Origin of the sequence: Hymenobacter negativus (assembly GCF_017571495.1) — a bacterium.
In the GTDB taxonomy this organism is placed as follows: Bacteria; Bacteroidota; Bacteroidia; order Cytophagales; family Hymenobacteraceae; genus Hymenobacter; species Hymenobacter negativus.
This window is the reverse complement of sequence record NZ_JAGETZ010000002.1, coordinates 139,227-153,814: the sequence shown is the minus strand read 5'-3', so window position 1 is coordinate 153,814 and position 14,588 is coordinate 139,227. Positions and strand designations below refer to the sequence as shown.

Genomic DNA, 14,588 nt, shown 5'->3' with positions numbered 1-14,588 from the left:
GGTATTACGTGGAAATCAATTGACCACATAATACCCGGCTTTCCTCTGCGTTGCTTGCTTCCCTCTCACTTTTACCCTGCCACACTGTGTTTAAACTGTTATCCGTTGGCTGGCTAGCGCTGGCCGGGCGGCTACTCGTGCTAAGCTGCCTGCTTGCGCAAGCCGCCGCTGCCCAAACCGCGCCCACCTTCGACATGGCCGCGCGTGTGCTAGCTCCTGGGGCCAACAGTAGGCCCTTTTCGCACGACATTGCCGTGGATGCGGCGGGCAACAGCTACGTTAGCGGCCAGTTTAGCGGCTCAGTGCGTTTGGGCAGTACCACTGTTTCATCGGCGGGTGCGGGCAGCACCTACATTGCCAAAATCGACGCTACGGGCAGCTACCGCTGGATTGTGACCATCAATACAAATGGCAATAATGGGGCCCTTGGAATGGGCGTCAACAGCGTTAACTTAGCCGTGGATGCTGCCGGCAACCTGCGGGTGGCAGGCAGCTTTTCGGGGCCCACGCTCACGCTGGGCAACATTACGCTCACCAATGCTGGTGGCAGCGACCTATTTGTGGGCCGACTTGACACCAATGGCAATTGGCTGTCGGCCGTGCGGGCGGGCGGGGCCAGCAACGAAACGGTGAGCCGCATAACCCTCGACGGCAGTGGCAACGCTTACCTCACCGGCGCGTTTAGTGATGCCGCTACGTTTGGCAGCTCTGTTTTGACGACTGCCGGGGCCGAGGACTTGTTTGTGGCCCGCCTTGACGCCAACAATATTTGGCGCTGGGCCGTGCGCGGGGGCAGCAACGGCTACGATTTAGCCACCGATGTGGCCCTCGATGCCGCGGGGCATGCCTACATCGCCGGAATGGTGTCGGGTACTGGTGGCCAGCTTGGGGTGTTTGCAGTGCCCAGGGCCATGGTGGTGGCCCAACTCGATGCGGCTACGGGGGCCTACCAACGGGTCACGTCGGTGCTGCCCGGTTCCGCTACCAGTTTAACAAGCGGCTTTTTTATTGGCCGTCTGGCCGTAGATGCTGCGGGCGTGTGCTACCTCGCCGGCAGGTACCTTGGCAGCCTCACTTTTGGGGCGTACACCGTCAGCAGCATTGGCACCACGGTTTCGCTCGATGACGTTTTTGTGGCCAAGCTCGATGCAGCGGGTACCTGGCAGTGGGCTCGCACCGCGGGCGGCACTTACGGCGCTTCGTGTGCCGGCATCGCTGTTGATGACCGTGACGGCATCTACATTTCTGGCAGCTTTCGGGGGCTTACGCAGTTTGGCTCAATAACCTTGGTGTCACAGAATATCAGCTTGTTGTTCGACGACATCTACGTGGCCAAGCTTGATGCGACTGGCAACTGGCTGTGGGCCGTGCCAGCCGGGGGCCAGCAAGACGATAGAGAAACGAGTTTTGCCCTTGGTCCCTTCGCTACGCCCTACGTTGTTGGCGAGTATTTCAGCCCGGCGATGAATTTCGGGCCTCTTGCTGTGCCGGGCGACCCCACGCTTTTGACTTCCACCTTCGTGGCCCGCATGCAGCCCAACCGGTTGCGCATCGCCGGCGACTCGGTGCTGTGCAGCGGCGGCGGCACGCTGCTCACGGCCAGCACCCTTGGCACCGGCATGCGCTGGCGCTGGAATACGGGCGCCGCCACGGCTTCTATCACCGTGACGCAGCCAGGCACCTATACCGTCACAGCTACTTTTCCCAACGGTTATAGCTTGTCCGAAACGTACCGGGTGCGGGGCATTCCGCCGCCCACCGTGGCCATAACGGGCAATGCCGGCTACCTCTGCCCTGGCACTCCACGCCAACTCACGGCCGTAGCAGCCGGGGCAGTGGCCTGGGGCTGGAGCACGGGCGAAACCACGCCCAGTATTACTATCACGCAGCCCGGTACCTACAGCGTCACGGCTGCTTTCAGCACAGCCTGCACGGCCACGGCGCAGGCCGTGGTGGTGGGCAATGAGGTTCGCATCAGCGGCCGGTTGCAGTTGTGTCCGGGGCAAAGCACCACGCTCACGGCCACCGCCACCGGCGCGGCCGTGACGGGCTACCGCTGGGATACGGGCGCCACCACGCCCACACTGCTGGTGAGGCAGGCCGGCACCTACCGGGTCACCGCCACCTTTGCCGACGGCTGCCAACTCACGGCCACGCATACCGTAGGCCCGCCCGTGGCCAAAGTCGCTTCCGTGAGCGGCGATACCATTTTGTGCCGGGGCACTACCCTTACGCTAACGGCCCTCAACCCCGATGCCCTCTCCTACCGCTGGAACACCGGTGCCACCACACCCACCGTCGCCATAGCGCAGCCCGGTACTTACGGCGTAGTGCTTACCTACGCTGGCGGCTGCACCAGCCGCGACTCACTACGGGTGCTGCCCGCATACGTCATCCCAACGGGCCTCACCCTCGGGGCCGACACGACGATGTGCCTAGAAGAGCCCCTGCTGCTCCGGGCGCCCGCGGTAGCCGGTCCGGGCGTGTCGCTTAGCTGGTCCGATGGCAGCCACGGTCCCACCCTGACCGTGCGCGAAAACGGAGTTTATTCTCTCCGAATCAGCACATCTTGCGAAAGCATCACGCTGCGGCGCGGGGTGTCGTACACCAGTTGCCTGCTCATTCCCAACGTTATCACACCCAACGAAGACCAGCAGAACGACCGGTTTTTTGTGCGAAACATGACCGGAGGCGACTGGGACCTGACGCTCTACAACCGCTGGGGCCGCCAGGTATATCATACCACCGCCTACCACCAGGAATGGGGCAGGGATGCCGCGCCCGGCCTGTACTACTACATCCTGCGCCGGCCCATAGTCAACGTGCTCTATAAGGGATGGCTGGAAGTGATTCGATAGCAGTTTCTACTAACCTGCGCCCGCCAATGTGTGCTGTGCAAGGGCAGTACACACCGACGGGCATATAACTAGAAAGGCCCAGCTGAGCTACCAGCGGGGCCTTTTTTATAACCTATTTCGAATGTTTACCCGAGCAATAAACCGGAGCGAATATGTGGGATAGAATGGCGGTTAATCCGCTTTAGAAGGAGTAATTCAGGCCGACTTTGATGACGCGGTTCTGGGCGTCGAAGCGGTTGCCGGTGTCGAGCGACGTGAGGCCGTAGTCGTAGCCGGCGCTTAGGCCCAGGCCGTTTTCGAACTGGTAGCCCAAGCCGCCCACGGCGGCAAAATCAACCTTACGCAGCTGGCTGGAGATGTCGAAATCCTGCTTGTAGGCCGTGAAGCCCAGGGCCCCGGCTTCCACGCGGGCCTTGCCGCTGACCAGGAATGAGGCTTGGGGGCCGGCGTAGAGGTAGAAGCCCGGCGTAACAAACACTTTGGCCAGCACCGGCACATCCACATACGCCAGGCGGGCGGTACCAGTCACGTTGGCGTTCAGGAAATCGAGGGCGGGAAAGGGTAGGGTGCCGCGCAGCACGGTGCCTTTCTCAGAATAAGTAACGCCGGGCTCGATGGCGAAATTAGGGGTGATGGGCAGTGTGGCGTAGAGCCCGGCGTAGAAGCCAGGACGCATTTCCTTGGTCACGGCACCGTCGGGGGCGTAGCCGGCTAGGTCGGTGAAGGTTTTTACGGCATCACCCTGCACATCAGCCACGTTGAGGCCGGCCCGCACACCGATTTTTACGCCGGAAGTGCTGCTGGAAGAAGGGGCCGAATATGTTGGCTTGCTGCTGTAGGTACGGCGCGGGGCACTGCCCATGGGCCGGGGCGAAGGCGCCGCTTTGGGGTTGCCGTAGGCATCGCGGGCCCCTTGGGCCGAAGCGTTGGTGAACGTTGCAGAAATCAATAGGCAAGCCACGGCCAGGCCGCCCGAAAGGCGTGAAATTTTCATAACCAAGAATAGTTGGAGTGAGAAAGAAACCGGCTGCTAGAGGCCGGAATCCCCGGCCCGGCTACTGGGCCGATGAAAGGGTACATTGCAAAACCGTGCCAAACTGGCTCCGACGCAGTGGCCCCCAAGCAGCCGCCCGTGCCGCACCCCGACCAACGCCCTGGTTTTCCAGACGGCCCGGCCTCAAAACCAGACCAATTCCTGTTTCCCTAAAACGCAAAAAAAGCCGGACCACCTGTGGGGCGGTCCGGCTTTTAAGCAACTGGAAAGGAAAGAAAATGGAAAGTGGAGGAAGAAAAAGCTAGTTGAGCACCACCTGACGGCTACTAGCCGGGCCGGTAGGCGGCGTGAGGCGCAGTACGTACACGCCGGCCGCGAGGCCCTGCAGGTTCAGGGCTTGGCGTAGCGGGCCGGCCGGCGCCGTGAAGCTTTGCTGGCGCACGGGGCGGCCCAGCACATCGAGCAACTCTACGCGCACCGGGCCGGCGGTGGCTAGGTCGGCCGCAATGGTTACGACATTGGTAGCGGGGTTGGGGTAGGCATCCCAGGCAGCGGCATCGCGGTGGCCCAGAGCGGCCGTAACCACGAATACCGTGGTAGTGGCCGTATTAGTAATCACCGCCGAGTTGTAGTCGAATACGATGCCGGCGTGGTTGGGAATGATTTCGCCCACCGCCAGCGTAGGCCGCGCCCGCACCCGGAACCGGACAAAGCCCTGCGACCGGATAACGTCCACGTTGCGCTCGGGCAGGTTGATACCGAGGAAACGCACCGTGAGCAAGCCCGTATTGGGCCCGATGCTGGTAAGGCTCCAGATGCAGTTGTGCGACTGCGTTATCCACTGCAAAGAGGCTGGGTTGAGCTTATCGTAATCCAGCGTATCGCTCAGAATCACGTTGACGGCCGCCGCCGTGCCCAGATTCTGGAAGTGAATGGTGTATTCGAGCCACTGCTGGGCCGCCACCTGCGTGGGCGTGATGCGCTCGTAGTTCACCTCCATGCTGTTGGGGTCGTAGGAGGCCACCACGGTTTGGGCCAGGGTGCTGGTGTTGTCGGTGGGCTCTACGTCGCCCGTAAGCAATGCGGTGGCGGTGGACGACAAGGCCGTGCCTACTACCGTATTGGTGGGCAGGCTCACCAGCACATCGTAGCTGAGCTGGCCAAAGGGTGCTAGGTTGGCGTAGTTCCACGTCAGCGTCTGGCCCGTGCGACTGGCGCTGGGCGAACTGCTAATGTAGGTAAAATGGCTGTCGAGCACCACAGTGGCCGTGCCGCTAGTCACGGTAGTCGTTCCTGTATTCTCTATTGAGACGCGGTAGCTGGTGGTGAAGCCTGGCCGTGCGGTGCTGTAAGGCGTGAGCGTGATGCGGATATCGGCTTGGTTGGCAATGGGCGCAACGCCAAAGTTCTGGCCGGTCACCAACTGGTTGCTGCTGAAAGTGCCTGTGTAGCTGCCGCTGCTGGGCTGCGACACCGTGTAGCGAGCCGGTACCTGGGCCAGCGCCAAAGTGTAGGCACCCGAACCGGCGTAAGCCTGTAGGATACCATCGGTGCCTGTTGCCGAGTAGATAGTGGCTCCGCCCTGGGTCAGAACAGCGGTAAGCGGTCGCGGAAATATACCCTCGCCGGTATCCTGCTGGCCGTTGCCGTTCTGGTCAAGGTAAACCTGGCCACGCAAGGTGTTGGCGTAGGCATTGAGGCGGGCCACAATGGTTCCTTTGCCCACAGTGGTTTGGGCCCCGAGCTGAATGGCCGAGAAATTATTAAACAGGTCGCTGGGACGTCCGACGGTATATAGATTATCCTGCCCGTCGATGCCCAGGCCGCTGGGTAAAAAATAGGGTCCGATTCTATTGGGCCAGGTATCGCCCACGGCCCATTGAGGCATGCCCTGGTCGTTGAAGTGCACAAACGAGTATAACGACCGCAGAGCCAGTGTGCCCACATTTAGCGAGGCTGAGCCGCTCACAGGCGCATATACTACTGCCGTTGGGCCGCTGGTGCCCACTACCAGCTGGGAAACGTTCGAGGAACTGTTGGGTGTTTGAGCGTCGCGTACCCACAGCACGGCTCCGGTAGCATCGTATTTAGCTAAGTAAAAGCCGCTATTCAGTGTTACGCCACCTATCTGCAAAGCGCCGGTGGTAGAGCCGCCAGCGTAGCAGTTGCCGTTGGCGTCGGCAGCCACGGCGGAAGGCGCCGCAAAGCCTGTACCTGTCGAGGTGACTGTTCCCATAGCTTGGCTCCACTGGTGAGCACCGGCCGCGTCGAAGGTGGTTAAAAAGCCGTAGGGCCCAGCCCGGTTGGGAATCAGGAGTGTGCCCGAGCCCGAACCCAGGTAAAGAGCCATGCCGCTGATGATGCCACCTATCAGACAGCCGCCCGCTGGCTTCGCTACCACGTTGAACATCGTCATGGGAAACGACGCGGTGGTCATGTGCATCGTTCGTACCCACTGGAAGGCCCCTGTCCCGTCAGTTTTGAGGACGTAGTTTTCGGCCATGAATATCACCGTACCACCCACCGTAGCATTGGCTGATGCCGCTCCGGCGATGTAGAGATTGCCCGCATTATCGGCTCCCATCGAAGAGGTGCCGATGCCTGCTGGCAACGCGTAAGCCCATTGCAGCGTCCCGTTGGGCGTGCATTTGGCATAGAAACTCAAGAAATTGCCGATGGGCACTGCCACGCCGCCCCAGGTAGGGGTGCTGGAGTTGCGGATGGCCACAACGAATACGCCACCTGCTGAGCTGTTATCGGCGGTCAGCTTTATGTTCTGGATATAGTTCAAGGCCTTGGCCCACAGTACGGCACCCGTTGCGTCGTATTTGAGCAGCGCCTGAGAAAAATTGCGCGGGCCGACCAGCCGGATATTGCCCACCCGTAGGCTGTCTTTGTAGCTAACGGCCACGTACGTGTTGCCGGCTGCATCGGTGGTGCTGGCCTGGGGCTGCGCAAAAGTGGTGTCGACGGCGCCCCGCACTAAGTGAGCCCAAGCGAACGACTGAGCTTGCGCCGACCGTAATCCGGCCGCAAAAAGAAGCATGACCAAAAGGCCGCAATGACGTAGAAATTTCATTTTCATTGAGAAAAGAAGGGCCAAAAGCGTGGCCGCGCTAGCAGGAAACCCCGCCGTGCCGCCCCGGCCGGAGCGCGGCGCAGCAGGTTTCTGGAAGCCAGACCACCCGCCCCAGAAAAAAGCTGCCGGCCCCGTAAAAAATATTACAGCTTGAACCGCACGCCCAACTGCAAGCCCGTGGCTGTGGGCTGCTGAATGAGACCGGTTTCGGTTTTGTACACCGATAGCGCCTGCCAGCGCATGCTCGGAGCCACGCTCAAACTGAGGCGGTTGGTGAGGGCGTAGTTCAGGGCCAGGGAGCCGGAAAGCGCCACGTTGAGGGCGCGGAAGGGCCCGTTGCCGGCCGTGATGGTTTGGGTGCGGAAGGTTTCGCCGTCGTCCGTCACTATTTGCGTGCCGCCCAGGAAAAACTGGAGCTGGGCGCCCGCCGCCACATCGGCCCACCAACGGCCCGGCCCCAGGCTGAGGCGGTAGCGCAGCAGTACCGGTACCGTGAAGAAGCGGTAGGTGGGCTGCAATTGCTTGGTGGTGAGGGTTTCCTTTTTGCTGATGAGGGGCGTGAGCACCTTGCGGGTAGTATGCACAGTATCGTGCTGCACAATGGTGCTGAACACGGTGTCCTGGCGCGGCACGTACACCGTGTCGTAGCGGATAACCTGGCCGCTGGCGTTGAAGATAGGGGAGAGCTGCGGCACTTGCACAATGCGGATGGAGTGCGTCTGGTTGGTAGACGTGTAGACGTTGGTGGTGCGCGTGGTGGTGCTGTCGTAGAGCACACTGATGGCCGTGGTCTTATTGGTGATGCGCAGGTCGGCTCCGAAGGCTGTGTAGCCCAAGCCGCCGCCCACACTCAGGCGGGGCGAGAGTTGGTACTCGGCCAGCGCGGCAGCGCTGAAGCCAGCGCGGCCCGTTTCGTGGTTGCGGCGTAGGGCCGTGAGCGGGTCGTTTTCGGGCCCTTGCAGCGTCAGGGTGTTTTGCTCGGGAGTAGCCGTGAGCAGCACGCTCCAGCGGTGTTTGATGACGGGTTTTTTTGTGGAATCTGCGGCGGGCGCGGCGGCTACTGCTTGGGCTGCCGGTGCGGCACCAGGCAGGTCGCCGAGGGCCAGGAGCAAGCTGTCGGTGCGGCGCTGGAGGCGCAGTAGCTCGGCCCGCTCGGTACGTAGCGTGCCTATTAAGGAGGTGCGGTCGGCTGCTTCCAGCGGGCCGGCGGCCAGCGTGGCAATGCTGGGTAGCTGCCCCAGCGTCTGGCGCTCCAAGGCTACCAGCGGGCGTAGGGTGGTCGGGAGTGAATCAACTACTGTCGGGACTATAATGCCACCGCTAGCCGCCCCATCCACCGGGTGCGCCCCCACCGCCACTTGCGAGCCGGCCGCTGCCGTTTCCAGATGCGGGCTGAGCAATTCAGCGCTCAACGGCTGCTTCTTGGTGGTGCGGGTTGCCGGTAGGGAAGTCAGGTTTGCCATTCCTGAACTCAGGTTCGCCGTTCCTGGACTCGGGTTTGCCGTTGCCGAGTTCGGGTTCGCCGTTCCTGAACTCAGGTTTGCCATTGCCGAGTTCGGGTTTGTCATCTTTGGGTTCAAGTTTGCCGTTCCTGAGTTTGGGTTCGATAAATCTGAGGTTAGGTTTGCCGTTTTTGGGTTCGGGTTCGCCTTTTCTGAGTTCGAGTTTGCCAAGCCTGACTTCGGGTTTGCCCTCTCCGACTTCTGCCGCGCTTCTACACGCACCACTTCTACCGAGGCCGCATATTTGGCCGGGCCATGCGGCAGCAGCCAGCCGCCCAGCCCGGCCAGTAGGGCCGTCAGGCCAAACAGAAACGGCAGCGGCAAGGGCCGCCGTCGGCGCCGGGGCAGGGGTGGCGGGCCAATGTGCGGCGAGATGCCCGGCCACACCTTGGCCGTGGGCGGCGGGGCAAACTGCTCAAACTTGCTGCGCAACGATTGGTCCAGGCGGTCGTCTTCGGATTCGGGTATCATAATCGGTAATAGCTGGTCTGCCGCTGGTGCAGCAGGTGAAGTTGTTTGCGCGCCTTGCTGAGCTGGGCCTTTGAAGTGCTCTCCTGGATGCCCAGCATCTCCGCGATTTCGCCGTGGGTATAGCCATCTACAGCGTAGAGGTTGAGCACCATGCGGCAGCCGTCGGGCAGCTGTTCCATCAGGGCCAGCACCTCGGCCACGCCCAGGCGGTCGAAGGCGTCGGCGTCGGGGGCGAAGGGCTCGGGCACGTCGTCAAGCAGCATCTGCTGGCGCCGGTGCTGTCCGCTCTGCCAGTGGTTGAGGGCGGTATTTACCACAATGCGCCGCATCCAGCCCTCAAAAGAACCCTCGCCCCGAAACTCAGTAAGTCGGGTAAAGACCTTGATGAAGGCATCCTGGAGGATGTCTTCGGCCTCGTCCTGCGAACGGGTGTAGCGCCGCGCAATGCCCAGCATGAGTGCTGCGTAGCGGGCATAAAGCTTCCGCTGCGCCGCTGGTTCGTAGCGACGGCAGGCGGCAATAAGCTCGTCCAGTTCCGTGGAAACAGGCATTCAATCGGGAAAGCAGCGGCAACCCGGCCGGGCGCTGCCCGGCAGACAAGTTACCTCCCGAAAAGGCTGCCGGGGCGACTGAAATTATTTTGATGCCGATGGTGCGGCCCTGCGGCCCGTGCCGACTATTAGCAGGACTCCGGCCTGCGGCACCAGAACGACTGGCCCTTGAATCGTTCCAACTAGTACAGGCCAGAGGCCTACCCAGTAGTCGACACGGGCCGCAAGCCCGTGCCATCAGGGACGCGAACGAAAAGTTCGCGCTACTGCTCCTTATTCAGCAGCCGCAGCAGCACCCCATTGGTCCACCCAAATCCATCCTGCAAGGGGTACTCGCCGCCGCCGGCGGGCCGGTTGATGTTCACCACATCGTACTTCTCTAGCAGCTTGCCGGTTTGCTGAAACACGCGGCTGTTCAGGCGCACCCAGCGGTGAACAATGGTATCGGCAAGCGGCTGTTGCTTGTAGCGTGTGAGGCCCTCCACGGCCAGGTATTGCAGTGGGGCCCAGCCGTTGGGGGCATCCCACTGCTGGCCGGTGGTGCTGAGGGTGGTCACCAGCCCGCCAGGTTTGAGGAAGCTGGCTTGTAGCCCCGCTCCCACCCGCCGGGCCTGCTCCGCCGTGGCCAGCCCAAACGCCAGCGGAAACACGCCCGCCAGCGAGCGCACCTGCGAGCGTTGGCGCAGCCGCCAGTTGTAGTCCTGAAACCAGCCGGCCTTAGCATCCCAGCTGATGGCCAGCAAAGCCGCTTTGCGTTGCTGCGCCTTTGCCAGGTAGCTGCGCGACTGCGCTGGCTGGTTGGCCACGCGGGCCGCCTCGGCCAGCGCATTTTCCAGGTTATAAAGTAAGCAATTCAGGTCAACGGGGACCAAATCGGTGGTTTGAATGCTGGCCAGCCCGCCCCCGGCTTTGAACCAGCGGCTGCTGAAATCCCAGCCCGAGGCGGCGCCGGCCCGCAGGTTGCGGTAGAGTTGGGCGGGCGGCTGTTTGCTTTTCTTGGCGGCGGCTACGTCCTCGGCATACGATTCTTCGCGGGGCTGGTCGCTCTCGTCCCAATAGCGATTTAGCACCGCGCCGCTGGGCAGGCGCACCACGCGGCGGCTGGCTGTGCCAGGCTTCAGGGTTTCGGCGCCGCGCATCCAGTAGCGGTACTCGGCCTCCAGGGCGGCGCGGTAGCGGAGCAGTTCGGCATTGCCGCGCTCCCGCACTAGCAGCTGCACCATGCTGGCAAAAAACGGCGGCTGCGAGCGAGTTAGGTAGTAGGTCCGGTTGCCGTTGGGCACGAAGCCGAAGCGCCCGATGAGGTAGGCAAAATTATCGGTGATGTCGCGTAACAGCTCCCCTTTGCCGGCCTCCGCCAGCCCAAGCATCGTGAAGTACGAATCCCAGTAATACACCTCCCGAAACCGCCCGCCCGGCACCAGGTAGGGCTTGGGCAGCGGCACAAGGGAGCGGAAAGCAGCCAGCGAATCGGCTGGGTCCACGGCGGGTGCGGAGGGCCGGGCCAGCACTGTCCACAGCGTATCCAGGTGGTGGCGCAGCCCCGCGTTCACGTCGCTTCGGAAGGGCACGAAATTATCCGTCGGCAGCTCAAAATACTTCGCCACGAAAGCTTTCAGCTTAAAGCCCGGTATACTCTTCTCGCGGCGCCAGGCCGCCATAATAAGGGCTGGTCGCTGCTTCGGAGCAGCATCCACAAACGTCTTGTTATCCGGAAAAATGTGACCCAGCTGCACCGCTTCAAACAAGCCGGGAAAAAGCTGCCGGGGCGAGGCCGGGCGAACAGCAGCTGGCTTGGCAGGGCTGGCGGTGGGCGCTTCAGTCAGGGGTTTGGAGACGGTTGGGGCGGCGTTTTCCGTTTGGGCCCAGCCAGGCCCGGCGCTTAGCAGCCCCAGCAATCCACAGAATAGTAGTCTCAACATGTGCGATAAGATGACGTTTCGAAGCCGGACTGCCCATAAGCGGGCCGCCTGCCTGTGGCCTTACGTGTTGGGTGGGCTTTTCGCTTCGTTGGCAGGTTAGAACTGCTAGCGCCACGTGGCCTCAGTACCTCCAAAGCTGTACTTCGACCCGTCAGCACGTGCCTTTGAACGCAAGGCGAGGCAGTGCTTGGGGACTAGTGCTAGCTGATATCGCATCACAACTAAGAAAATAGTTTTTAAACTAAAATTTTAGTTATACGTTTGCATTATCTTAATTACTTGCGCTAACACCTTATGCCTATGGACCCTTCTTCCTTCCCCGAACTCACCCGTGCTGAAGAACAAGTCATGCAAGTGCTCTGGCGCCAAGGCCCTGCCTTCGTGAAAGACGTGCTGGCCGAGCTACCCGCCCCGCAGCCAGCCTACAACACCGTGTCCACCATCATCCGCATCCTCGAGACCAAGGGTTTTGTGGGGCACGAAGCTTTCGGGCGCACGCACCGCTACTTCGTGCTGGTAGCTCAAGACGACTACCGTCGCTTCTCGCTACGCAAGCTGCTGGGCGGCCACTTCGGCAACTCATTCAGCCGTCTGGTTTCCTTCTTCGCCAAGGAAGAAAACCTCGATGCCGCCCAACTCGACGAACTGCTCCGCCACGCCACGCACCCCCAAAACCCCACCGACGATGAACCAGCTCAGCCTGTTTAACTGGATGCTGCTCAGTACCGTGCTGCTGGGCTTGTGGTGGGCGTGCTACCGCCTCGCCCTGCGCCAAGAGCGCAGCTTTGCCTATAACCGGGGCTTTCTGGTGCTGGGAGCGGTGCTGGCGGCGGGCCTGCCTCTGCTGCCGCTGGCCTGGCCAGCCAGCTGGTGGGGTACCGGGCCAGCCGGGCTGTCGGGGATGGTGTCTGTGGTGCTGCCAGCGGCCGAAGTTTCGGCAGGCAATATGCCCGTTGGCGCGGCCATTAACTGGGGCTTCTGGCTGCGAATAGGTTACCTGACCGGCGTCGTCCTGATGTTGGTGCGCTTAGCATCGGAGCTAGCCCGCTTATGGCTCGCTGCCCGCCGGCTGCCCCGCACCCTGCATCCGGGCTACACGCTGGTCGAAACCCACGGCCGGCTGCCCACCAGCTCCTTCGGCTCAGTTATTTTTTGGGACGAAACCTTGCCTTTGAGTGCGTCCGAAGCCCGACAGGTGCTGCACCACGAGCTGGCGCACGTGCGCCAGGGCCACACCTACGACCGCCTGCTGCTGGAGCTGCTACGCGCCGCGCTGTGGTTCAATCCCTTTGTGCACCTGTGCAGCCGGGCCCTGACCCTCACCCACGAGTACCTGGCCGACGCAGCCGCGTTGCTCCCGGAGCAGTCCACGCCGGCCCTTTCCGCTTCCTACACCCATCTGCTGGCCCGGCAAGTGGCCAGCCGCCTCGGTTTCTCGGTTCCGCTTGCGCACTCCTTTTCCCATTCCCAAACCCTCCGTCGCATTGCCATGATTCAGAAAACCACTCCCATCCGCCGCTGGAAACAGTGGCTCGCCCTGCCCTTGCTGGGCGTGCTGCTCGTTGCCGTAGCCTGCGAGAAAGCCGCCCCGCCCGCCGCGCCTGCCGTTGCAGCTACTTCCCCGCCCCCGCCGCCCGCAGTTTATGAATCTGTGGAGCAAATGCCCGAGCTACCCGGCGGTGGAGGCCCGGAAGCCATCGTTAATGAAATTCAGCAACACCTGGCTTACCCGGATGTGCCCCCAGGCTCCCGCACAGATGGTAACACCTTCGTTTCCTTTATCGTGACTGAAAAAGGCGAAGTCCAGGCCGTGAAAGTACTGAAAAGCCTGGGGCCGCAATATGATGCGGCCGTAGTTGCCGCCATCCAGAAACTGCCTGCGTTCGTTCCCGGCCGCAAAGGTGGCAAGCCGGTGGCGGTGAGCTACACCGTGCCCATCCGGTTTCTGTGGAAACCAACGGTGCGTGCTGCCAATGGGCTGCCGCTCAGCTGGCACGGCTGGACCATGGAGTCGCCCGGCGCGGGCTGCTAGTAGCTTCTTTTGGGTTGGTAGGTACAATGCAGAGACGTTAGAATGCGTTTTTTATCGTGCCTGCCGATAGTTTAATTCGACCTGGAAACCGCTCGAAAAGCTCCGGCTCGCGCCGGGGCCTTTCTGCGTTTCATTGGGCAGCGGTGATATCAGGCGCTCTGGTTGTAGTTGCTTTGTAGTTGAGGTGCCAGTGCTTCGTTGCCAGTTGGCTGGATATAGCAAAGCCTAACAACTGACAACGAAGCACTGACAACCGAAACCCAGATTCGACAATTAGCTAATGTCCCGCCTTTCCGTTGCCCTGCAGGCCCTGCGCAGCCTGGCCCGCACCCCTTCGCTGCTCAACCACGTGATAACCGGCGACGTGGCCCGCTGGCAGCAGCAGGCCCTTGCCCACGCCGGTCGCAGCCTCACTGCCAAGGGCTTGCCTATGGTGGCACTAGCTCATTTCCTGAGCCCAGCCGATATCGTGGTGCGTCCCTTTGCCTTCCGCGAAGGGGGGTCGCTGCCAACGGATTTGCTGCTGCTGCGCGCAATGGCCCGCCGCGTGCCCGGCTGCCGCTACCTCGAAATTGGCACCTGGCGCGGCGAGAGCGCCGCCAACGTAGCCGAAGTAGCCGCCGAAGTCCTCACCTTGAATCTGTCGGACGAAGAAATCCGGGCCCTTGGCCTGCCCGAGCGCTACATCAGCCTGCACGGCTTCTTTTCAAAGCCGCTACCCAACGTGCGTCACCTGCACGGCAATTCTGCCACCTATGATTTTGCAAGCTTGAACGGCCCGTTCGATGTTATTTTCATCGACGGCGACCACCGCTACGAAGCCGTGCTCACCGACACGCGTCGGGTCTTCGAGCACTTGGTGGGCCCCGCTACCACCGTGGTGTGGCACGATGCCAGCCGGCAGCCCGGCGAGCCCCGCTGGGAAGTGTTGGCCGGGCTGCTCGACGGGTTGCCTGCCGCCGCCACCGGTCAGCTGGTGCAGGTAGAGAATACACTGTGCGCGCTGTATTCGCCCATGCCCCTGCCCGCCCAGGTGCCCGACCCGTTGGCTGACCCAACGACGTGGTTTGAAGTGACCTTGAAGCCGGTTTCGCGCTAGCTAATGCGCGTAGGCCGGATTTAAGCCGGTTTTAATGGCTTGAGCACTTCCGACCCATCGGAAAGCGCTACCTTTGAGCC

9 protein-coding genes are annotated in these 14,588 nt (G+C 61.9%); 4 read left to right on the top strand and 5 right to left on the bottom strand.

Features of this window, described 5'->3' with window-relative positions; genetic code table 11:
- The first annotated feature begins 86 nt into the window (after positions 1 to 86).
- The gene (locus J4E00_RS04855; protein ID WP_208173905.1) at positions 87 to 2,858 is read left to right on the top strand and encodes a gliding motility-associated C-terminal domain-containing protein; all 2,772 of its coding nucleotides are present in this window, start codon (positions 87 to 89) and stop codon (positions 2,856 to 2,858) included.
- A 181-nt stretch (positions 2,859 to 3,039) separates the two neighbouring features.
- On the opposite strand, the gene J4E00_RS04850 is transcribed toward J4E00_RS04855, so the two are convergent.
- From J4E00_RS04850 to treF, 5 genes are all read right to left on the bottom strand, one after another.
- Positions 3,040 to 3,852, bottom strand: a complete 813-nt coding sequence (locus J4E00_RS04850; RefSeq protein ID WP_236049487.1) for a porin family protein — start codon at positions 3,850 to 3,852, stop codon at positions 3,040 to 3,042.
- Between the two features lie 301 nt (positions 3,853 to 4,153).
- Complete coding sequence (locus J4E00_RS29970; RefSeq protein WP_208173904.1) at positions 4,154 to 6,835, bottom strand: T9SS type A sorting domain-containing protein; 2,682 nt, start codon at positions 6,833 to 6,835, stop codon at positions 4,154 to 4,156.
- A 239-nt stretch (positions 6,836 to 7,074) separates the two neighbouring features.
- Positions 7,075 to 8,904 carry a hypothetical protein gene (locus tag J4E00_RS04840; protein WP_208173903.1) on the bottom strand — a complete coding sequence of 610 codons (1,830 nt, stop codon included), beginning with the start codon at positions 8,902 to 8,904 and terminating at the stop codon, positions 7,075 to 7,077.
- Entirely contained in the window at positions 8,901 to 9,455 is a 555-nt protein-coding gene (locus tag J4E00_RS04835; RefSeq protein ID WP_208173902.1) for an RNA polymerase sigma factor, read from the bottom strand. Before J4E00_RS04835 ends, J4E00_RS04840 begins: the two co-directional genes overlap by 4 nt.
- A 263-nt stretch (positions 9,456 to 9,718) precedes the next feature.
- A complete protein-coding gene (treF, locus tag J4E00_RS04830) occupies positions 9,719 to 11,377 on the bottom strand; it encodes an alpha,alpha-trehalase TreF (protein WP_208173901.1) in 1,659 nt (552 codons plus the stop codon).
- 300 nt (positions 11,378 to 11,677) lie between these two features.
- Here treF and J4E00_RS04825 point away from each other — a divergent pair, with 300 nt between their 5' ends.
- From J4E00_RS04825 to J4E00_RS04815, 3 genes are all read left to right on the top strand, one after another.
- Positions 11,678 to 12,085, top strand: coding sequence for a BlaI/MecI/CopY family transcriptional regulator (locus tag J4E00_RS04825; RefSeq protein WP_208173900.1), 408 nt, complete (start codon positions 11,678 to 11,680; stop codon positions 12,083 to 12,085).
- On the top strand, positions 12,063 to 13,409 hold the full coding sequence (locus J4E00_RS04820) for a TonB family protein (RefSeq protein ID WP_208173899.1): 1,347 nt from the start codon (positions 12,063 to 12,065) through the stop codon (positions 13,407 to 13,409). Before J4E00_RS04825 ends, J4E00_RS04820 begins: the two co-directional genes overlap by 23 nt.
- Positions 13,410 to 13,689: 280 nt before the next feature.
- Positions 13,690 to 14,508, top strand: a complete 819-nt coding sequence (locus tag J4E00_RS04815) for a class I SAM-dependent methyltransferase (RefSeq protein ID WP_208173898.1) — start codon at positions 13,690 to 13,692, stop codon at positions 14,506 to 14,508.
- Positions 14,509 to 14,588 lie beyond the last annotated feature (80 nt).